Origin of the sequence: Pseudomonas frigoris (assembly GCF_047758635.1) — a bacterium.
In the GTDB taxonomy this organism is placed as follows: domain Bacteria; phylum Pseudomonadota; class Gammaproteobacteria; order Pseudomonadales; family Pseudomonadaceae; genus Aquipseudomonas; species Aquipseudomonas frigoris.
Genome location: NZ_CP180479.1, coordinates 2,177,713 through 2,199,155, shown reverse-complemented (window position 1 = coordinate 2,199,155; position 21,443 = coordinate 2,177,713). Strand labels below are relative to the sequence as shown.

Sequence of the window (21,443 nt, the reverse complement as noted above, 5' to 3'; positions counted from 1 at the left end):
CGAAGCCTGCGATCTTTTGGCGATCCAAGAAGATCAAAAGATCGCAGCCTTCGGCAGCTCCTACAAGGGGCGATGTGCGCCGGGGTTACTTGCTGTTAGTCAGCGCGTTGTAGCTGGTAAACAGGTTGTGGTAGTCCGGGATGTGGTTGGAGAACAAGGTGCCCAAGCCTTCCACGTCGTTGCGCCAGTCGCGATGCAGCTCACAGGCCAGGCCGAACCAGGTCATCAACTGTGCGCCGGAGGCCGACATGCGGTCCCAGGCCGATTGACGGGTCAGTTCGTTGAAGGTGCCTGAAGCGTCAGTCACCACGAACACCTCGAAGCCTTCAGCCAGTGCCGACAGCGCCGGGAACGCCACGCACACTTCGGTTACCACGCCAGCGATGATCAGTTGTTTCTTGCCGGTCGCCTTGATCGCCTTGACGAAGTCTTCGTTGTCCCACGCATTGATCTGGCCAGGACGGGCGATGTACGGCGCGTCCGGGAACAGCGCCTTGAGTTCAGGGACCAGCGGGCCGTTGGGGCCGGTTTCGAAACTGGTGGTGAGAATGGTCGGCAGCTTGAAGTACTTGGCCAGGTCAGCCAGGGCCAACACGTTGTTCTTGAAACGGTCCGGCTCGATGTCGCGCACCAGAGAAAGCAGACCCGCCTGGTGATCGACCAACAGAACGGAGGCGTTATCCTTGTCGAGACGTTTGTAAGAAGTAGTCATGGGAGTAATCCTCGCTTTTTATCGATGCCGAACGGGCCGGCGTGAGAGAAACCTGAAAGTTCGTTAAAACGCGGCCAAGCAAGGGTAGTCGCCCACGCCCGGCACGCCACAGCGTTACAACAATGAGTTCAACCGCTTATCCGACCGAACCGGCCTGACTGGAAGTCAGCGAAGGCCTGATGGATTTCCTGCTCGCTGTTCATCACGAACGGACCGTGACCGACGATCGGCTCGTCGATCGGCTCGCCACTGAGCAGCAACACGACGGCATCGTTATTGGCTTCCAGGCTGAGCTGCTGGCCATTGCGTTCGAACAACGCCAACTGCCCTTCGCGCACCAGTTCCACACCGTTGACCTGAACCGTACCACGCAACACAACAAGTGCCGTGTTACGACCTTCGTGCAGATCCAGGGTCAGCAACTTGCCGCCGTTGAGGCGCAGGTCCCAGACGTCAATCGGGGTAAACGTGCGCGCCGGGCCGGTGTGGCCGTCGAACTCACCGGCGATCAAGCGCAGGCTGCCGGCCTGGTCCTTGAGCGCGATGCTCGGGATGTCGCCATCGAGAATCGTCTGGTAACCGGCGTCGGCCATTTTGTCCTTGGCCGGCAGGTTGACCCACAGCTGCACCATTTCCAGGGTGCCGCCGGTTTTGGCGAAACCTTCGGAGTGGAATTCTTCGTGGAGAATCCCCGAGGCTGCGGTCATCCATTGCACGTCGCCTGGGCCGATCTTGCCGCCGCTGCCGGTGGAGTCGCGGTGTTCCAGCTCGCCTTTGTAGACGATGGTCACCGTCTCGAAACCGCGATGCGGGTGCTGACCAACGCCACGACGCTCGGTGGTCGGGGTGAATTCAGCGGGACCGGCGTGATCGAGCAGCAAAAACGGGCTGATGTGCTTGCCCAGGTTGTCGTAGGAAAACAGCGTGCGAACCGGAAAACCGTCGCCGACCCAATGGGTCCGTGGGCTGGTGTAGATACCGATGATGTTTTTCATTCCGCCTCCGAATCTGGTGAGTGACGCGATGGACAAAGCTTAAAACTGAACCCTTTGATGCACTAGACTGCAAAAATCAGCCTTAGCGTTCTATATGGAGAACGATGGTGGAAGACCTCAACACCCTCTACTACTTCACCCAAGTGGTGGAGCACCACGGTTTCGCCCCGGCCGGCCGTGCGCTGGACATCCCCAAGTCGAAGCTGAGCCGACGCATTGCCGAGCTCGAAGAGCGCCTCGGCGTACGCCTGCTGCACCGCACCAGCCGGCATTGTTCACTGACGGAAATCGGTCAGGCCTATTACCAGCGCTGCCTGGCGATGCGCGTGGAAGCAGAAAGCGCTGCCGAACTGATCGAACGCAACCGCTCCGAACCCCAGGGCCTGGTGCGCATCAGTTGCCCGACTGCGCTGCTCAACTCCTGGGTCGGGCCAATGCTGACCCGCTACATGCTCAAGTACCCGCTGGTGGAGTTGTTCATCGAGAGCACCAACCGCCGGGTCGACTTGATCCACGAGGGGTTCGACATCGCCCTGCGGGTGCGCTTTCCGCCGCTGGAAAATACCGACATGGTGATGAAGGTGCTGGGCAACAGCACCCAGTGCCTGGTGGGCAGTCCGGCCTTTGTGCCGCGTCTGTCATCACCGGCCTCCCCGGCCGACCTCAGCGGTTTGCCAAGCCTGCATTGGGGCGCGGCGCAGCGTGAATATCAGTGGGAATTGTTTGGGGCCGATGGCGCCAGTGCGGTGATTCGGCATGCGCCACGAATGGTCACCGATGACCTGTTGGCGTTGCGTCACGCCGTGGTGGCCGGGATTGGCATCGCTCACTTGCCCAGCGTGGTGGTGCGCGATGACATTGCGGCGGGCCGATTGGTGGAACTGGTTCCGGGCTGGGCACCCAAATGCGGGATCGTGCATGCGATCTTCCCGTCACGCCGTGGGCTGCTGCCGTCGGTGCGTGCATTGATCGACTTTCTGGGCGAGGAATTCAGCCACAGCGATATTGCTTAGAAGCCCGTACACACTCCATGTAGCAGTTGGCGAAGCCTGCGTTCGGCTGCGTAGCAGTCGTGAATCCTGAGCACTAGGTTTCCCTGACACGCCGCGTTGTCTGGTTTCACGACTGCTACGCAGCCGAACGCAGGCTTCGCCAGCTGCTACAGGTCGCGTAAAGACATGGGGCTGGCGGAGTTTTTCGAAGGCATCGGCAACGGTGAACTGCCCTCGCCACCCATCGGCACGCTGATGGACTTCATCCCTATCGAATGGTCCGCCGGAATGTTCATCTTTCAGGGCACGCCGGATTCACGGCATTACAACCCGTTGGGCAGCGTGCATGGCGGCTATGCCGCGACTTTGCTGGATTCGTGCATGGGCTGTGCGATTCATACGCAGCTGAAGAAGGGTCAGGGTTATACGACGCTGGATTTGCGAATCAGCTATGTTCGTGCGCTGAACCATGCCAGCGGACCGGTGCGGGCCGAGGGCAAAATTGTTCATCTGGGGCGCTCGACGGCGCTGGCTGAGGGGCGGATTTATGACGTGGATGGGCGGTTGTACGCGACGGGGTCGACCACCTGCATGATTCTTGAGAATCGGGGATAAAGCTTAAGATCTTTCGATTCATGACTTGCGGTAAACATTGCTTTGCCGAGCCAGCGGTTTTTCTCATGGCCCCCGGGCGCGGGTACATTCCCGCGCCTCATAGTGAGTGGCAAAGGAAAGCAAACCCGCGGCGATCATCTGTTACATCATGATTGTCTGTCCGCTGATCACCGTCGTGTCCACCGTTCTGCTGCCAGTCGACTACGTCAACACCCTCTGAAGTCGGCCCTCCGTTTATCGTCGAGGGCGTTTGGCCTTCGGTTTCTGCGCGGGCTCCTGCACTTTGCGATAAACCCACACCCCAGCACGGTCAGCCAAAACGTCACGCGGCTTTGGCGTTCAGGAGAGCGCCGGTTCTTCCTGTTGCTCAATCAGTGGTTGTCGCACATTCGACGGTCGCCCGGCGAGGTGCGCACACTCGGCAATCACCTTCAGAATCTCGATCACGCCAGGGGTCAGCGCTGTGCCAAGGCAGATGCGCACGCCTGTGGTTGCATGGCCATCGGCGAAAAAGATCCCGCTGCCGGCCACGTGGCATCCGCGTTCGGTGGCCAACTGTTGCAGTGCGGGCATGTCGGTGTGCCCGGGCATTTCGATCCAGTGGATGAAGCCTCCGCGCGGTGGCACGTACACGGTTCCCGAAGGGAAATCTGTGCGCACCAGCGCTTCGACAAAGCTCGCCAGCGATGACAGTTGCGACCTGAGCCTAGCGCAGTGTTCTTCCATGTAGCCGCGCCCGATAAATTCGTTGAGAACATTTTGCGCAAGGCTGGAAACCGCCAGGTTGCGCGAAAACATTTGCGCAAGAATGGCATTGCGGTACTTGCCGGCCAGGCACCAACCGACGCGATAACCGGGTGCGATGGTTTTGGAGAATGACGAACAGTAAATCGTCTGCCCGCTGGTGTCGTAGCTCTTGATGGCGCGCGGGCGCTCTGTTTCCGGCACCAGGTCGAAGAAAATGTCGTCCTCGATAATCGGCACGTCCGCTTCGCGCGCGATCTGTGAAAGTCGTGCGCGCGTTTCATCGGGCATGATGAAACCACGGGGATTCTGCAGGGTTGGGTTGAGAAAGATCACCGCGACCTTTTTCAGTTTCAACGCTTCTTCGAGGTGATCGACGTCCAGGCCCAGTTTGCCGTGAGTGCGGATCGGCAGGGCGCGCATGCCCAAGCGTTCGATGGTCTGCAAGATGCCGTAATAGGTCGGCGTTTCGATGGCGACCGTAGCGCCTCTTGGCGCGACGGCTTCGAGGGCCAGTTCCAGGGCAATGGTGTCACCCGAGGTCACGAGGATATCGTCCGGCCCACAGACCACGCCGCGAGTCAGCATCAGCCCGGCGATGCGCCGTCGCAACGCCGGCAGGCCCGGCGGCGCGACCAGTCCGGTCAGCGAGTTGTCAGCCTTGCCGGCCAGCACTGAATGGCATTTGTTGAGGAGCACATTCGGTGTGAGGTCGCTGTGCAGGACCGCCGAGTTCAACGACGCGGTGGTCCGCGAGGCCGCTTGGGAGAGCATCGCGACCACCGCATGATTGACGTTGACCGTGACACTGGAGAAATCAAACCCGCTGGCGGATTTGGCCTGCCAGGAGGCCGAGACGAAATAGCCGACACGAGGGACGGTCGACACATAGGCATCGGCTTCCAGATCAGCCAAGGCGCGCTGAACGGTAGTGATGCTGGTTTCAAACATTCGCGCCAGGGTGCGGATCGAGGGCAGTTTTGTTTCGGCTGCCCAATCACCACTTTCGATCTGACGAATAATCCAGTCCTTGACTATCCGCCAGCGTTTGTCCGGTAAATCAAACCTGTCCATAAATTCTCTGTTATTTCTCGAAACAATTCAGAGAAAGTAGAGCAAAACGACTCCCGTTGCAGCAACTATGACGATGTTGAGGGCGACCAGTCCGAAGGCGAATCGAATCAGGTTGTTTTCTTCATGCCGATTGGCGCCCGCCAGCCCGGTGATCAGCGACAGAATCGACAGCGACCCCAGTGCACCATGCCCGGCGGCACTGTTGACCATCGCGGCCAGCCACGCCCCGTGTTCGCTGGTCAGCGCGGCGATGGACGGCATGACGAGGGTGTTGCCGCCGACGTTGGAACCGGTGACGTAACCGGCGATACCCGCCAGCAAGGCGATCGTCGGCGCCAGGGAAATCCCCGACAACGATTGCAGTGTGCGCTGTGCCTCGACGAGGAAACCGGCGTTGACCATCACCTGAGAAAGCAGCAGGAACAGGAAAATCGTCGTGACCGGAAACTTCGCCCGATTGAACAGCGCGCGCCATGGGAAACCCGCTGCGGCGCTTTGTTTGATCGCCATCAGCAGGGTAACAATCAGCAGCGCCAGGCCCGGGGATGCCAATGGCTTCCACGAAACGTGCTCGCCCTTGACGATCCACAGCGCATCCCAGCCCGACATGACAAACAACCCGCGCGACGCCACGATCACCCCCAGCAAGGCCAGATAAGGCCATGCCGCGCTCGGCCAACGCACCAGTTTCTTGCGTTGTGCGTACGAGATGCCCAGACCTACGCAGGCCACGGCAAGACCGGCCAGCACACCGGAGACTTCCGGGCCGATCCACAGGTTGATGGAAAACAGCACGGCGACGAACAGTGCCGTCACCACAATCAGCCCGAGCCACGGCGAGACGGTGCGGATGCCGCCCTGCCACATGGCGATGGCGGCCAGGCAGAGGAACACCGGCGCACTGATCAGCGCCGAATGGCTGCCAAGGGTTTCCGCCGGCAAGTGCGCTAGCAACGCGCCGATCACCGTGGCCAGACCCAAGGTGCCCCATGGCATGATGACCATGCCGGCCAGGGCAATTTTCATCCCCGACTGACGCGTGAACAGGCCCATGAGCAAGGGCACGGTAGCGATCAGCGAGACGCCGAAACCGGTCATCGCTTCCAGCAGCGGCGCCAGGCCCAGCACGATGAAGATGACTTGTGCCGGTGGCGTCCAGCCGAGCTCCTTGACCCAGGCGCCGATGGCCTGCGGCGCACCACCGCGCTCGACCAGGATGACGAAGGCCAGCCCCGGTACGATCACGCACGCGGTGCTGAGAAACAGGATCGTGGTGTCCTGAAAGATCGCCGCGGTGATCGTCGTGGACACAGGCCCGGCCGCGCCCAATGCCCACAGCACGAGCACCAGCACCACACCCGCCAGCGCGGCTTGTACCGGTGGCCGGCGGACGATCAGGATCAATGCGATCACCAGAGCGATCGGCGACATTTGCAACAAGAGAGAGCTCATACACAGTTTTCCTTAACTTAATCGTGAGTCTGCCCGCTGTACTCGGTCGCCCGCATGGACGCGCGCTCACAAAAAGTCTGATACCACTCGGTCAGGCGTGCATGAGCGGAAAAGTCCGATAGTTGGCGAAAGGCAATCCAGTCGAGCGCAGTCGCCAGGGCAATGTGGCCGATGGTGATCGGGCCATTGAGGTCGACGTGTTCTTCGATGAAGCGGTAAGCCTCTTTGAGTTTGAAGGCTTGACCGTCGGCGTAGGCCGGATAGCGCAAGGCCTCCGGGCGACGCTCGACTTCCCAGCGCAGCTTGATGCCGACATCGCACATGCCCTGCGCCAAGGCCTGAAGACGCAGCGCCTTATAGCGCTCGGGGCCGCTTGCCGGGATGAGTTTCGGCCCGTCGCTCAGGTCGTCGAGGTATTCACAAATCACGATGGAGTCGAACAGCGCCGTGTCGTCGGGCAGCATCAGCACCGGTACTTTGCCCAACGGGTTGGCCTTGTAGATGACCTCATTCGGCGACGTCGGGCTGGTCTCGTGGTGGATGACTTCCAGGTTCGAAGCAATCCCGAGTTCGTGAGCCAGCACCAGTACTTTGCGGGCGTAGGGCGAATGCGTCTGGTAGAAAAGTTTCATGCTGGAGTACCTGCCTGGAGGATTGCAGTGGCCGCGCGATGGGCGTCCATGAACAAACGCGAGGGCGCACCCGCCGAGGTGACGTAGTGGTTGTAGTAGCAAGAGCCTTCGGCGAGCGGGCCGAGTACCCAGATGTTGCGTACCGGTTCGCCCGAAATCGACTTGGGATGACACGCCGCATCGACATCGATGCCGTCGATACCCGGCTCGTTGCTCCTCGGACGGATCAGGCCCAGTCGCGCGAGATCGCGCACCGGCGCGCTGTCGCTGTTGGTCACGCCACTGCCCTGGACATAGCCGGCAACACGCCGGAAGTTGTCTATCGCAGGTCGTGAGCCGGGCTTGAGGAACGTCAGCAGGCCCGCGTCACACAGGGCGAGCAGGTCGGCGTGGCGCTCTTTCTGCGGGCCGGCGACGAGGCGGTTGATCGCCTTGTGCCAACGGCCGTAGAACTGGCGATGCGAGGCGTCGGTCAGCCCGTCGAAATCCACGGCTTCGCGCAGTCGGTCACGCAGATCGCGCCAGACCTCGATGGCCGCTTTGATCGCCGATTCCCCACGCCCAAGCCGCGATTCGTACAGGTCAGCTTCGATCGTGTCGTAGATCCAGGCGTGATAGTTGTAAGGCGTCACGTCGTCCGGCAGTGCGTGCCAGATCAGCGCCTGCGGATTGATCGAGCCGCAGGTAGCTTCGTAATCACGCAGCAACGCTTCGCAAGCGACAATCCCCGGACTGCCCGCAACACTGACGGCCCTGAGTTGTGCCAGCACCTGCTCCGGCCCTGATTGGCCGTGCAGGACGGCGACGGCTGCAGCCCGCATCTCCAGCAGCATGAGCGGCAGGATGTCCTGCTCGAAATCCAGTTGTCGGTTTTGTGCATTCGCGCGCAAGGCTTCGATGCGCGCACTCGTCAGCAGCACGGCTTGGTGGCGGGGATTTTCTATCAGGCCATTGGGACGGGTTCGAAACGGCAGCCCGTCCCGCGACTGAATAAAGATCACCGGCTCGCGACCTGAAGGTTCATAGGCGTGACTGGCGTCGGCCATCCGCTTGTAGTGTCCGCCCCGTCCAGAGGTGAGCGCCGCCAAGGTGTCCATCGCGCCCAGTCCCAGACCTTCGATCAGCACGGTTTCGCCGGGCTCAATGGCATCGAGGCTGCGAGGCAGCGGATAGATGTTCTCAACGCGTTTGTGATCAGCAGTTTGCAGGCGACCGGTGTGGCCGACCGTCAGGATCAGCCGGTCCACCGTCACCGCAGCCCCGGAGGCGCTTTGCAGAACGTACTGTTGACCGTCATTGCGCTCGACAGCCGTGACAGCTTGCTGATGCAGATTCACGCTCACCCACTGCGGGGCTGTGGCGAGGATTTGTGCAAAAGCGTCTGCCAGGTAAGCCCCAAGCAAATGACGCGGCAGGAAGTCCTGCGGCTCGACATCGCGCCCATCGGCGGCGAGCAAGCCGCTGTCCGGATCGACTTTGAGCCGCTGCGCGCGGCACCACGTCAGGAAATCCGGACCCGATCGTTCCCGTGCATCCGCAAGGTTCCCGAATGCTGCCGCATCCGGGAATACCCCGAGCTGGCCGGCAACGGTGTTGAGCAGCAGGTAGTCCGGTTGGTCCGGCCAATGCGCGCCGCTACCGAGCACATTGGGATCGAAAATGTCGATGACGACGGGTTGCTCCGGGCGCTCTTCAGCAAGGCTCAACAGGCGTTCGAAAATCGACAGCCCGCGCGATCCGCAGCCGACCAGGCCGATGTGCAGAGGCGCCTTCACCATCTGCGCTCCTCCCCGAAGAAGGATGGAATGGCGACAGCCGAACCGTCCTTGACCGCGATGTCGTGGATCATCCGGCCAATCGCCAGATCGAGAATGCCCATGCCGAACGGCGAATAGATCAGCGGTTTGTCCGTGGCGACTTGCAGATCGCCGCGAATCAGCTGCGCCACGGTGCCGGTGACGAACTTGCGATGACCATACTTCTGCTCGGCCAGGTGCGGCGAGGTATTGGCTTTCAGGCAATGGGTGACGTCGTCGAAGTAGTTGTAACTTTCCTCGATGATTTCTGCGCCGATATCACGCAGCGAGATGTTCAGCACGATCTGCCCCGGGCGGAATGTCCCGCTGCCTTGGACGTAGGGCTCGCCGGCACTGGTGGCGAACACCACGATGTCGGCGGTCAGTGCGTCTGCAAGCGACAACAGCCGCACATCCGGCAGGCCGAGTTGTTCGCCGAATGTGGCCAGCGCTTGAGCGGATTCGAGGTTGAGGTCATGAATGCCGACACTGTCGAAAGACCAATCGTCGGCGATGAACGTCTCAAGGATGTTACGGGAAATCACCCCGCCACCAATGATCGACAGCCTTGGCGCGCTGCGGCTTTGGCCATTGAGCCACCAGGCGCCGAGCACCGCCGACGCCGCCGTGCGCACCGCGCTGATCAGCGCGCCTTCCAGAAGGGCATAGGGATAGCCAGTGTCCGGTTCGTTGAGGATCAGCACCGCCGACGCGCGCGGAATGCCCGACTTGATGTTATCGGGATAACTGGCAATCCACTTGATCCCGGAGACCGATTGATCGCCCTCGCTGTCGACGATCGCCGCCGGCAAGGCAATGATCCGGTTCGCCGGTTCCGCCGGAAAACGCAGGAAGTAACTGTCGGGGTTAACGGTTTCGCCGCGTTCATGGGTCAGGTAAGTCTGCGCGACGATCTCGATGGCTTCCTGACGAAGTCCGTTGAGTATGTCCTTGACGACTGCGCCGGGAATGACGTGGAACGGTTGAATCGAAGTCTGAGTGGTCATTGGGAATTACGCCGAAAGTGCCAGAGCGATTTCTGGGAAAAGTGGATGCAGCGCTGCTGCGCCGATGCGCTGGGAAACCCAGTCGTCGGAATAGATGGTTTCGAGGTAGCGCTCACCCATGTCCGGGGAGATCGTCACAACGACATCGTCGGGACGAATGTTCGGCGCCCATTGCTGGATACCCGCGAGGACAGTGCCGGTGGAGCCGCCGAAGAGCAGACCGTAGCGTTGCGCCAGCCAGCGGCAGACCTTGATCGTCTGTTCCTCGGGAATCGACAGGAAGTCGTGAATACCGGACGGCTCGAATATCTCCGGCAGGCGGCTGGTGCCGAGCCCCGGAATATGGCGCGTCTCCCCCGGTAGACCAAACGTGACCGAGCCGACGGTATCGACGGCGATGACTTTGGTGTGCGGATGATGTTCGGCGAAGTAGTTCTTGCAGCCCATCAGCGTGCCGGTCGTGCCAGCGCCGACAAACAAGTAATCCACGTGTGGAAACTTTTGGGCAATGGACCTGGCCGTCGCTTGATAGTGAGCGAAGGGGTTGGTCGGATTCTTGTATTGATTGAGCCAGATGTAGTCCGGGTTTTGCGCGACCATTTGCTCGATCAAACGAATGCGCGAATTAAGGTAGCCGCCGTTCTCGTCACGCTGATCAACCATGATCATCTCGGCACCCAGTGCCTGCATGAGCTTTCTGTTCGGCGCAGAAATATTGGGGTCGATTACACAGACAAACTTGTAACCCTTGGCGGCGCAGACCATGGCCAGCGCGCCCCCCAGATTCCCCGACGAAGATTCGACCAGCCGAGTTTTATGGGTAATCCGGCCCTGGTTTTCCAGATCCGTAACGAGGGCGTGGGCGGTTTTGAGTTTTATTGATCCGGCAGGATTCAGTCCTTCGATTTTCAGTTGGATCGTCGCGCTGCAAAGATCCCCAATCTGCACATAACTATCTTCATTGATAAGTTGCTTGATCATACGTCGTCAGTTTCGTCTCTTATGCCGGGCGCACGGGGGCGCCAGCATTCATCCTGGAATGTCTGAAAAGCAGTAAATGCAGTTCGCCTGTTGGGTTTGTTTTCAGATTTTTTAGCTGGACAGGAAGTGACCTTGCGGTGGACGCCGATCTATTCAAAAAATCAGGTATTACGCTCTGCCGACGTAAGCGTCGAGAGTGTTGCGGGGCGCAAAGTAGAGCCATTCATCGGCTCGCCAAGGCTTGTAGAAATACTGGCGAATTTTCCTACGCGGGGAGAGATACAGATTTCGGGTTTTTTCCAGTACAGCTGAGGTTGGGGTGTATCCCCCGGTGCAGCCGGGGATACTCGTGTCCATTCCCAAAGGCATCGCGCCCCACTGGGATTAAACGTCAGTCTCTCTTGAGGCTCTGATCCAGGCGTGCCATGGCGTGTTGCAATTGATCGACGGCCTCGTCGATCAACGTCGCGCGCCCTTCGGCGCAGGCACGTTCCAGATGTTCGCAGCACTCGATCAAACGTTTTGCACGAACCATCCGCGCACCGCCTTTGATGCGGTGCGCCAGGTCTTGCAGCCGGTGACGATTGCCACTGACGTGCGCTGCAAGCAGATCATCGCGATCGTAGCGATTGGTCTCGGTCAGTTCGCGCAACAACTGATTGATCAGCGTCCGGTCTTCACCGACGTAGAGCTCCAGGCCGGTCAAGTCGATCTCGGACGTTGCTTGCTCTTCAACCGGCGCTGGCGGCTCATTCACAAATCGGGACGCCAGCCAGGCACTCAAATCTGCCAGCCGGATCGGTTTGAACAGACAGTCGTCCATGCCCGCTTCAAGGCAACGGATCTTTTCCTCCGGCTGCGCATTGGCGCTAAACCCAAGAATCAGCGTGGGTGGCAAGCCATTAGCGCGCTCTTCATCGCGTATCGCACCCGCCAATTCATAACCATTGACCACCGGCATGTTGCAATCGGTGATGACCAAATCGAGCTCATGCTCGTGCCACTTCGCAAGACCACGCTCGCCATCCTCAACCTCCAGCACCTGATGCCCCAGGTAGCTCAGCTGCCGTGAGAGCAACAATCGATTGGCCGGGTAATCGTCGACCACCAGAATCGTCAGCAGCCGAGTGGCCACCTGCAATCCGGTATCGGCCCACTCGCTGGCGGTCAACGGTTTCAACGCAATCAGATCAAAGCTGATGTCGACCTGCGTACCCAGTCCGAGGACGCTGTCGAACTGCAATCGGCCGCCCATCATTTCGCACAGAGTGCGGCTGATCACCAGTCCCAGACCGGAGCCATTGTGGCCTGACTGCTGGCTGTTACCGGCCTGCACGAACGGGCTGAACAGTCGTTGCTGATCGACCACACTGACACCGATGCCGCTGTCCTCAATACGCACACTGACTGCCAGATGCCCCGACACACCGGGCTCTACTCGCAGTGTCAGACTCACCTCACCTTCACGGGTGAATTTGATAGCGTTGCTCAGCAGATTGGACAGCACCTGCTTGAAGCGCGTGGGGTCGACTAACACGTCACGATCGCTGTGTTCGGCCAATTCGACCCGCCACTGCAAGTTCTTCTGGCGTGCCAGGCCTTCGAAAACCCGGCACACCGACTCCACCAGCGTGCGTAGATTGGCCCGCTCAGGGGTCAGCGACAAATGCCCGGACTCGATGCGGGCGATGTCCAGGATATCGCCGATCAACGCCAGCAATTGCTGCGCGGCATTGGATGCCACTTCGATGGCGGAGCGATCAGTGAAGCCCTCTTCCGCTCGCTTCAGCGCCAGTTCGAGCATGCCGATCAGGGCATTCATCGGTGTGCGGATTTCATGACTCATGGTCGCCAGAAAGGTGGTTTTGGCGCGGTTGGCATCGTCGGCGGCGTTCTTGGCATCCTGCAATTGCCCGAGCAGTTGTTGGCGTTGAGTGATCTGCCGACGCTGCCAGGCAATCCAGGCCAGTGCGAGCAACAGCAAGGCGCCCGCAGCGGCAAACGCCTGGAGAATGCCTAGGCGATGACGCAGCCAGTAGCTGTCATCGACCACCACATCATTGCTCCAGCGGGCTAACAGCTCATCCATCTCCCGGGGCGAAATGCTCAGCAGTGCCTTGTTCAGAATCGAGTGCAACTCCAGCGCACCATGGCTGGTGGCCAGAGCGATACGCGCCGGCTCATCACCCACGGTGCTGCTGATCCGCAGACGCTCGCGGTATTGCCGGGTGATCAGATACCGAGCCACGATCAATGAGCTGACTACCCCGTCGGCCTGGCCCTTGATCACCCATTCCATACCCTGCGCCGGACTCTGAACTTCGACCAGACGTACATTGGGCGCCCGAGCGCGGATGAACCCGAGCAACGGATGACCGCGATAAATCGCCAGGCGTTTACCGGCCATATCATCCAGGGTCCTGGGGCTTCCCGGGGTGGTCGCACTGACCAGTACAAACGGATTGTTCAAGTAGGCCCGAGTGAAACGCAGATCGACTTCGCGTTCGATACCGGGCGTGACCACCGGCAACACGTCGATCTTGCCGTCCTTGAGTTGCTGGATCTGCTGATCGAGGGAGTTACCCCGCTGCACCTTGAAGGTCAAGCCGCTGCGCTGGCTGATCAGCATCAGCAATTGCGCGGTCAACCCGCTGAGTTGTCCCTGTGCATCGTAAAAAGTCAGCGGCGCAAAGCTCTCGACGGCACCTACTTCCACCGTCGGATGTTGATCCAGCCAACGTTGTTCACTGGCGCTCAAACGAACTCGCTCTTGACCCGCCATGTTGGCTCTTCCGGCACTCCAGCGCTGCTCGATGGCCGTGCGCTGATCCATGGGAATCGCCGCCAGCGCCTTATCGACAATGCTCTTCAGACGTGGGTTGCCCCGGCTCAAGGCAAAGCCGAACGGATTGGCGTCCAGGCCGGAAGGCCCCACCAGGCGTACGTTACTGAGGTAGTTGTTATTGATGAGGTAATTGGCGCTGATGAAGTCCCCGAGGTACACATCATCCTGCCCGAACGCCACCGCCCCGATCGCGTCGAGTGCCGAGGGGTAGCGTTGCAAGCTCGCATCGGGATAGAAGGCTTCGACAGTCTGCGCCTGCAGATAGTCATCGACCATGGCGATGCGTTTGCCAGCGAGGTCGACGGGCATCCAGTCGTCCACACGGGTAACCAGCATCGGCTGATCTTCGGCATAGGCGCTGGATCGGGTCAGCTCCGGGTCAGCCGCCTCGAAGTTGTTGGATGTGCCGAGCAGGTCCAGTTCATCGCCTTTGAGCGCATCCATGGCCTCCTCGCGCGTGCGATAACGAAGCACGTCGATTTTTACGTGCAGCAGTTGCCCCAACAGTGCGGCATAGTCTGCGGTGATGCCTTCCAGCTCATCAACGTTACGCGTGATCTCGAACGGCGGGTAGTCCGGCCCCGACACCCCGAGGCGCAAGACTCGTTTGCCACGCAACCACTGCCAGTCTTTTTCATCCAGCTGGACCTGATAACCCTCCACCGCGGAACGCCCCAGCACATGCAAAAGCTTTGGTTCATCGGCCGCCGTCACCGGTGCTCCCAGTCCACAGAACAGCAACAGAGCCCACAAACAATCGCGCATGATCGGGCTCACTCAGATCAGATGATTACGCTTGGCAAAATCCCTCAGGTACACCGCCGATTCCACATTGAGCTTTCCAACCAAACGGGTCTTGTAGGTGCTGACGGTCTTGTGACTCAAGTGCATGATTTCAGCGATCGCCTTGTTACCGATGCCCCGGGCCAGATGCTGAAAGATCGTCAGTTCCCGGTCGGAGAGTTTATCGATCATCTGTTTTTCACTCATTTGTATCGAGTTCAGCGACACCGACGCCGAGGGTAGCTGGGCGAAATAGGTGTAACCGGCCATCACGGCGTGCACGGCTCTGTGCAAGTGCTGCAAGTCATTGGACTTGGCGACATAGCCTGCGGCGCCGGCGTGCATGCAACGATCCTGATAAAACATGGGTTCCTGGGACGTGAAGACCAGCACTCGGCAGGGCACCCCACTGGTCTTGATCCGTGCCAGTACATCCAGCCCGTCGAGCGAGGGCATCACCAGATCCAGTACCACCAGATCAGGCTTGTGCTCGCGGATCTTCGGCAAGACCTCATTACCACTCGCCGCTTCGTAAATCTGCTTGAAACCCTCCTGCACCAGTACGATTTTGACTGCGGCGCGAACCACCGGATGATCGTCCACAATCAGCACTGACTTCATGGCAACTCCCTGTGCAACAACAACGACGATTGAGCAATCAATGCCCATGAGCCCGACCCGGTTGAACGCACCGGCTGCGCAAAGACTTTTGCATGGAAAACCGGGCGCAACTACCTGACAGAAATGACAGTACCGACGAACGGTAGACGAGGGTCGACGATCGCCATCAGCCGCTCAATGGATGCCAGATCAGGCAGCGTCGCGTGGCTCACCTTGACGGTTTGTTGAACGCAGGCAGGAATGGGCGGCAGTTGCGCCTGCTGACCGTCGTAGATCAATGCGTGATGAACTTGATGGTTATCGCGGAAAAAATCGAGCAGATTCAACGTTCTGTCTGCCAGCGAGGCATTGACGACCACCAGATCAAATGGCTCGCAACCGTATTCGACCAGGGTTAACAGCTCTTCAAGGCTGTGCACCGGTGCTATCCGGTAGTAGTCGAGTTGATTGAACAGTCGCTCGACCTTCATGCGGTGAAAATGCAACTCGTCGGCGATCAGGATACGTAAGGCTTTGTTCGACAACGTGGGCCCCCAGGAGAGTGTCAGATTCGTGAGGGCGCAAGGCTACGGAAGACCCGTCGAGCTTTCTGTAGGACTTTTCCTAAAAACCAGGACGCTTCCTCCGGTGGCGGAAAGAAAATCGAAAGAACGGCTATTCCGTCGTACTCGGACTCCAGAACGCTTGCACCACCAACGTCGACGTTGAAATCCGCCCCACCAGTGCATCCAGTTCATCGCCATCGACCGACGTTGTCGCCAGCGTTGCTTCGATTTCGATCTCATCCGTGCCGAACGCGTGCACATCCATATCGCTCGCCGGGTAGTTGCTGCGCTCAAGCTCTGCCTCTAACAAGGCCAGTACCGCCTGTTGTTGCGAGCGCCGGGCGATCACGTACACGATGTTGGTGACTTCCGCCGAAATCACATCCAGCGGCTGGCGGTTGATGTTGTTGACGATCGGCCGCAGCAAGGTATTGGCCGCCAGTACGAACAACGTGCCCAGCAGCGCTTCGAGCAGCAGGTCGGCACCGGCGCAGGCCCCCACCGCCGCCGAAGCCCATAGGGTGGCAGCGGTATTGAGCCCGCGGACATTGCCTTCCTCGCGCATGATCACCCCCGCACCGAGAAAGCCGATCCCGGAGACCACGTAGGCCACCACTCGCACGGCACCTTCGGCACCACCGAGGCGGTTAGCCATGTCGACAAAGATCGCCGCCCCCACCGCCACCAGCACATTGGTGCGCAGGCCGGCGGTACGTTGGCGGTACTGGCGCTCGAAACCGATCAGGCCGCCGAGGATGAAGGCCGCGCTGAGGCTGACCAGGGTGTCGACCAAGGAGGTCAGGTTGATGTTGTTGATGGCTTGCATAAGAAAATCCTTGAGAAATACCCGATCCCTGTGGCCAGGTGCTTTCCTGTGGGAGCGAGCTTGCTCGCGATGACGGCGGCACATTCACTGTCTATGTGACTGTCAGGCCGCTATCGCGAGCAAGCTCGCTCCCACAGGAAAGCTCCCTCGCCACAAAGGAACTGTTCGGCTTTATTGCCAGCCAAACCGGCGAATGTAGAACCCTTTCACCGCCTGCGTCAGGCCCATGTACGCCAGCAGAATCACCGGCAGGAACACGAAGTACAGCGACGGCAGCGCCTGCAATTTGAAGTAGTGCGCCAGCGGTCCCATCGGCAGGAAGATACCGACGGCCATGATGATTCCGGTCATCACCATCAACGGCATCGCCGCGCGGCTTTGCAGGAACGGGATTTTCGGTGTGCGGATCATGTGCACGATCAGCGTCTGGGTCAGCAGCCCGACCACGAACCAGCCGGACTGGAACAGGGTTTGATGGTCCGGGGTATTGGCGTCGAAGACGTACCACATCAAGGCAAACGTGGTGATATCGAAGATCGAGCTGATCGGTCCGAAAAACAGCATGAACCGGCCAACATCCGCTGGCTGCCAGCGCTGCGGTTTGCTCAGCATTTCTTCATCGATGTTGTCGAACGGGATGGCGATCTGCGAAATGTCATAGAGCAGGTTCTGCACCAGCAGGTGCATCGGCAGCATCGGCAGGAACGGGATGAACGCACTGGCCACCAGCACCGAGAACACGTTGCCGAAGTTCGAGCTGGCGGTCATTTTGATGTACTTGAGCATGTTGGCGAAGGTCCGGCGCCCTTCCAGCACGCCCTCCTCCAGCACCATCAGGCTTTTCTCCAGCAGGATGATGTCCGCCGCTTCCTTGGCGATGTCGACGGCGCTGTCCACCGAAATACCGATATCGGCGGTGCGTAGCGCCGGCGCGTCGTTGATGCCATCGCCCATGAAACCGACCACATGGCCGTTGCCCTTGAGCAAACGCACGATGCGCTCCTTGTGCGACGGCGTGAGTTTGGCGAAGACGTTGGTCGTCTCCACCGCTATCGCCAGTTCGGCGTCGCTCATGCGCTCGATGTCGTTGCCCATCAGCAGGCCTTGTTGCTCCAGGCCGACTTCGCGGCAAATCTTCGCGGTCACCAGTTCGTTGTCACCGGTCAGCACTTTTACGGCCACGCCGTGAGCGGCCAAGGCTTTGAGGGCCGGCGCGGTGCTTTCCTTCGGTGGATCGAGAAACGCCACGTAACCGATCAATGTCAGTTCCTGCTCATCCGCCAGGCTGTAGGTGTCGCGGCCCTCAATCATTGGCCGTGCGGCGACGGCTACGACACGAAGTCCTTCGGCGTTGAACGATGCGGTCACCTGACGAATCCGCGCCAGCAATTCATCGCTCAGTGCTTCATCGACCTCGCCATGACGCACCCGCGTGCACACCGCCAGCACTTCCTCCACCGCGCCTTTGCAGATCAGCAGGTGCGAATGATCGCGCTCGGCGACCACCACCGACATCCGCCGGCGAGTGAAGTCGAACGGGATCTCGTCGACCTTGCGAAACGCTGTGCCGACTTTCAGTTCACGGTGGATTTCCACGTGTTCGAGCACCGCCACGTCCAGCAGGTTTTTCAGGCCGGTCTGGTAGTAGCTGTTGAGGTAGGCCATTTCCAGCACGTCATCGGAGTCGTTGCCCCAGACATCGACATTGCGTGCCAGGAAGATCTTGTCCTGAGTCAGGGTGCCGGTCTTGTCGGTGCACAGCACGTCCATGGCGCCGAAGTTCTGGATCGCGTCGAGGCGTTTGACGATGACTTTTTTACGCGACAGGAACACCGCGCCCTTGGCCAGCGTCGAGGTGACAATCATCGGCAGCATTTCCGGGGTCAGGCCCACGGCAATCGACAGCGCGAACAGCAGCGCCTGAGTCCAGTCGCCCTTGGTGAAGCCGTTGATGAACAGTACCAACGGCGCCATGACGAACATGAACCGGATGAGCAGCCAGCTGACTTTGTTGACGCCCGTCTGGAATGAAGTGGGTGCGCGATCGGTAGCGCCAACCCGCTGGGCCAGGGCGCCGAAATAGGTGTTGTTGCCCGTGGTCAGAACCACCGCCATCGCCGTGCCGGACACCACGTTGGTGCCCATGAACAGGATGTTGTCGAGGTCGAGCGGATTGTGGGTATCGCCGTTCTGCTGGCGCGGGAATTTTTCCACCGGCATCGATTCGCCGGTCATGGCGGCCTGGCTGACGAACAGGTCCTTGGCGTTGAGCACCCGGCAATCGGCGGGGATCATGTCACCGGCGGACAGCACGATCAGGTCGCCTGGCACCAGTTGCTTGATCGGCAGTTCGGTACGTTGCGCATCCCGACGCAACACCGTGGCGGTGTTGCTCACCATCGCCTTGAGCGCGTCGGCGGCCTGGTTGGATTTGGTTTCCTGCCAGAAGCGCAGCAATGTCGAGAGCACCACCATGGAGAAAATCACGATGGCGGCTTTCATGTCTTCGGTCAGCCAGGAGATGACCGCGAGCAAGGTCAGCAACAGGTTGAACGGGTTTTTGTAGCAGTGCCACAAGTGGGTCCACCACGGCAGAGGCTGTTCGTGCTCGACTTCGTTGAGGCCGAATTGCACGCGCAGTGCATCGGCTTCGAGTTCGCTCAAGCCATCGGTGTGGCTACCGAGGTTGTTCAGCAGTTGGCCGGTGTCGCTGTTGGCGGCGCTCACGAGGGTTTGCGCCAGGGTGGGCGGTACCTCGCGGCTGACCGTGGTGTCGGTGAAGTTTTCCAGCAGCGCCAGGCGACGGAAGTGTCGGGCGATGTGGCGGGTGCGCAGGAATCCGGCGAAGAATTCTTTGAGCAGGGTCAGGTTCATGGCAGTTCCCCCAGGGTCAGCCGGGAAACCGTCGAGCAGGCGTGTCGATACGCCGCGATGACGACACACAGTCGAACATCACGCACGGTTCAGCGTCGATGAGAGGGACGTCGGGACACGGACCAGGACTGGTCGCGATCGGGATGCCGCTGCTCGCTTTTCGGCGAGACAACGGCACAAAAAAGTGGCGCGTTATCTTGCCGGGAAGGTGCCGGTTATCGAAACCGGCCGACTACTGTCACTCGAACAAGTACCCACTGTGGGTCTCCGCTATTGATTGAAAACGCGCGAAGCTTACGCCCCGATTTCTGGAGAGTAAACGAAGCAAAGGCGTGTGGAGGGGGAATCGCGGGGTTCTTCAGGAAGGGTTCAGGATTCTGAATTTGTGCTGTTCTTCAGGGCCTCTTCGCGAGCAAGCCCGCTCCCACACTCGATCTGCGAACACAGGTCAAAATGTGGGAGCGGGCTTGCTCGCGAAGGCGACTAAACAGGCGCTACATATCTTAGCTGGCGGTGGCTAGCAACAAATCCATCACCGAACGGCCATGCCCCCGTGCCTTGCCATGGTCATACAACGAACCGGCAATTTCATCGGCACGGATCGGCAGGATCGACAGCAAGGTGTCGCTCAAACCATGGCTGGCCTGGCAGAAGCCCTGCATATAGATGCCGGCCTTGCAGCGCTCGTCAGTGATCAGTTTGTAGTTACGATCGACTTCGAAATCGCCCAGATACTGCTCCAGCGGCGCCAGCAGTTTGCGGTGCATCTGGCGCTCGTAACCGGTGGCCAGCACCACGGCGTCGTAATGACGGACGGTGACTTCACCCGTGGCGTTGTTGCGCACGGCCAACTCGATACCGCGCTCGGTGGCGGTGGCTTTTTCGATGGTGGTCAGGGTACGGAACGCGTGGCGCGCAATACCCGAGACTTTCTGACGATAGAAGATGCCGTAGATGCGTTCGATCAGGTCGATGTCCACCACCGAATAGTTGGTGTTGTGGTACTCGTTGACCAGACGCTCACGCTCGCTGCTCGCCTGCTGGAACACCAGATCAGTGAACTCCGGCGAGAACACTTCGTTGACGAACGGGCTGTCGTCCGCCGGTTTCAGGGCCGAGCCACGCAGGATCATGTCCACCTGTACCGACGGGAAGCTGTCGTTGAGGTCGATGAACGCTTCCGCCCCGCTCTGCCCGCCACCGATGATCGCGATGCTCATCGGCTGGTTGTTCACGCACGGTTGCTTGGCCATCTGCGCCAGGTACTGGGAGTGGTGGAACACCCGGCTATCACCCTTGAGCGCCTTGAACGCTTCGGGAATGCGCGGTGTACCGCCGGCACTGACCACCACCGAGCGGGCGGTGCGAACGTGCTGCTGACCGTGGGTATCGCGCGAGATCACCCGCAGCGCTTCGACCTGCTGGTTGTGCAGCACCGGCTCGATGGTCAGCACTTCTTCGCCATAGCGGCTCTGCGCTTCGAATTGCCCGGCGACCCAGCGCAGGTAATCGTTGTACTCCATGCGGCACGGATAAAAGGTACCCAGGTTGATGAAGTCCACCAGACGGCCGTGGTGCTTGAGGTAGTTGACGAAGGAGTAAGGGCTGGTCGGGTTGCGCAGGGTCACCAGGTCCTTGAGGAAGGAAATCTGCAACTCACTCTGGGTCACCAGGGTGTTGCCGTGCCAGCGGTAATCGGCCTGCTTGTCGAGGAACAGAACATCCAGCTCGCCCTGACTCGGCCCGCGTTCTTGCAGAGCGATGGCCAGCGCCAGGTTCGAAGGGCCGAAACCGACGCCGATCAGGTCGTGAACGATGGGCGATGCAATTGCCTGTGTCATTTCCAGTGTCCTCTGGATGAACCCCCGAAGCAGCGGGGAGTAAGCCTAAGTGACCTGACCGGCCTTGGGCAGGACAGCAGATCGTCTGTTGAAGGGAACGAGGACAAT

Annotated in this window: 15 protein-coding genes and 1 pseudogene; 2 read left to right on the top strand and 14 right to left on the bottom strand. The window is 59.9% G+C overall.

Annotation, left to right across the window (positions count from 1 at the left end):
- Nucleotides 1-85 precede the first annotated feature (85 nt).
- Nucleotides 86-712 (bottom strand): isochorismate family cysteine hydrolase YcaC, encoded by a 627-nt coding sequence (gene ycaC / locus ACMXYH_RS09855; RefSeq protein WP_415766964.1) that lies wholly within the window; start codon nucleotides 710-712, stop codon nucleotides 86-88.
- 128 nt (nucleotides 713-840) lie between these two features.
- Nucleotides 841-1,707, bottom strand: coding sequence for a pirin family protein (locus ACMXYH_RS09850; RefSeq protein WP_129437125.1), 867 nt, complete (start codon nucleotides 1,705-1,707; stop codon nucleotides 841-843).
- 104 nt (nucleotides 1,708-1,811) lie between these two features.
- Between ACMXYH_RS09850 and ACMXYH_RS09845 the strand changes: the two genes are divergently transcribed.
- On the top strand, nucleotides 1,812-2,720 hold the full coding sequence (locus tag ACMXYH_RS09845; RefSeq protein WP_415766963.1) for a LysR substrate-binding domain-containing protein: 909 nt from the start codon (nucleotides 1,812-1,814) through the stop codon (nucleotides 2,718-2,720).
- A gap of 177 nt (nucleotides 2,721-2,897) precedes the next feature.
- A pseudogene (locus tag ACMXYH_RS09840) lies at nucleotides 2,898-3,314 on the top strand (PaaI family thioesterase); the annotation flags it as partial.
- A 339-nt stretch (nucleotides 3,315-3,653) separates the two neighbouring features.
- Here the strand turns inward: ACMXYH_RS09840 and ACMXYH_RS09835 are convergent.
- From ACMXYH_RS09835 to ACMXYH_RS09780, 12 genes are all read right to left on the bottom strand, one after another.
- A complete protein-coding gene (locus tag ACMXYH_RS09835; RefSeq protein ID WP_415766962.1) occupies nucleotides 3,654-5,132 on the bottom strand; it encodes a PLP-dependent aminotransferase family protein in 1,479 nt (492 codons plus the stop codon).
- Nucleotides 5,133-5,159: 27 nt separating this feature from the next.
- Entirely contained in the window at nucleotides 5,160-6,584 is a 1,425-nt protein-coding gene (locus tag ACMXYH_RS09830) for an L-lactate permease (RefSeq protein WP_129437130.1), read from the bottom strand.
- A gap of 17 nt (nucleotides 6,585-6,601) precedes the next feature.
- Nucleotides 6,602-7,216 (bottom strand): glutathione S-transferase family protein, encoded by a 615-nt coding sequence (locus tag ACMXYH_RS09825; protein WP_415766961.1) that lies wholly within the window; start codon nucleotides 7,214-7,216, stop codon nucleotides 6,602-6,604.
- Complete coding sequence (locus ACMXYH_RS09820; RefSeq protein WP_415766960.1) at nucleotides 7,213-8,994, bottom strand: FAD/NAD(P)-binding protein; 1,782 nt, start codon at nucleotides 8,992-8,994, stop codon at nucleotides 7,213-7,215. Before ACMXYH_RS09820 ends, ACMXYH_RS09825 begins: the two co-directional genes overlap by 4 nt.
- Nucleotides 8,988-10,019: a 2,3-diaminopropionate biosynthesis protein SbnB gene (gene sbnB / locus ACMXYH_RS09815; protein WP_415766959.1), complete on the bottom strand. Its 1,032-nt coding sequence runs from the start codon at nucleotides 10,017-10,019 to the stop codon at nucleotides 8,988-8,990. The genes ACMXYH_RS09820 and sbnB overlap by 7 nt, the downstream gene beginning before the upstream one ends.
- 6 nt (nucleotides 10,020-10,025) lie before the next feature.
- Nucleotides 10,026-11,000 carry a 2,3-diaminopropionate biosynthesis protein SbnA gene (gene sbnA, locus ACMXYH_RS09810; protein WP_415766958.1) on the bottom strand — a complete coding sequence of 325 codons (975 nt, stop codon included), beginning with the start codon at nucleotides 10,998-11,000 and terminating at the stop codon, nucleotides 10,026-10,028.
- 391 nt (nucleotides 11,001-11,391) lie between these two features.
- Nucleotides 11,392-14,610 (bottom strand): transporter substrate-binding domain-containing protein, encoded by a 3,219-nt coding sequence (locus ACMXYH_RS09805; RefSeq protein WP_415766957.1) that lies wholly within the window; start codon nucleotides 14,608-14,610, stop codon nucleotides 11,392-11,394.
- A 12-nt stretch (nucleotides 14,611-14,622) separates the two neighbouring features.
- Nucleotides 14,623-15,249 (bottom strand): response regulator transcription factor, encoded by a 627-nt coding sequence (locus ACMXYH_RS09800; RefSeq protein ID WP_129437138.1) that lies wholly within the window; start codon nucleotides 15,247-15,249, stop codon nucleotides 14,623-14,625.
- 110 nt (nucleotides 15,250-15,359) lie between these two features.
- On the bottom strand, nucleotides 15,360-15,773 hold the full coding sequence (locus ACMXYH_RS09795) for a response regulator (RefSeq protein WP_415766956.1): 414 nt from the start codon (nucleotides 15,771-15,773) through the stop codon (nucleotides 15,360-15,362).
- Nucleotides 15,774-15,903: 130 nt separating this feature from the next.
- Entirely contained in the window at nucleotides 15,904-16,620 is a 717-nt protein-coding gene (locus ACMXYH_RS09790; protein ID WP_129437142.1) for an MgtC/SapB family protein, read from the bottom strand.
- A 171-nt stretch (nucleotides 16,621-16,791) separates the two neighbouring features.
- On the bottom strand, nucleotides 16,792-19,494 hold the full coding sequence (gene mgtA / locus ACMXYH_RS09785) for a magnesium-translocating P-type ATPase (RefSeq protein ID WP_415766955.1): 2,703 nt from the start codon (nucleotides 19,492-19,494) through the stop codon (nucleotides 16,792-16,794).
- A 503-nt stretch (nucleotides 19,495-19,997) separates the two neighbouring features.
- The gene (locus tag ACMXYH_RS09780) at nucleotides 19,998-21,335 is read right to left on the bottom strand and encodes a lysine N(6)-hydroxylase/L-ornithine N(5)-oxygenase family protein (RefSeq protein WP_129437146.1); all 1,338 of its coding nucleotides are present in this window, start codon (nucleotides 21,333-21,335) and stop codon (nucleotides 19,998-20,000) included.
- Between the last annotated feature and the right edge of the window lie 108 nt (nucleotides 21,336-21,443).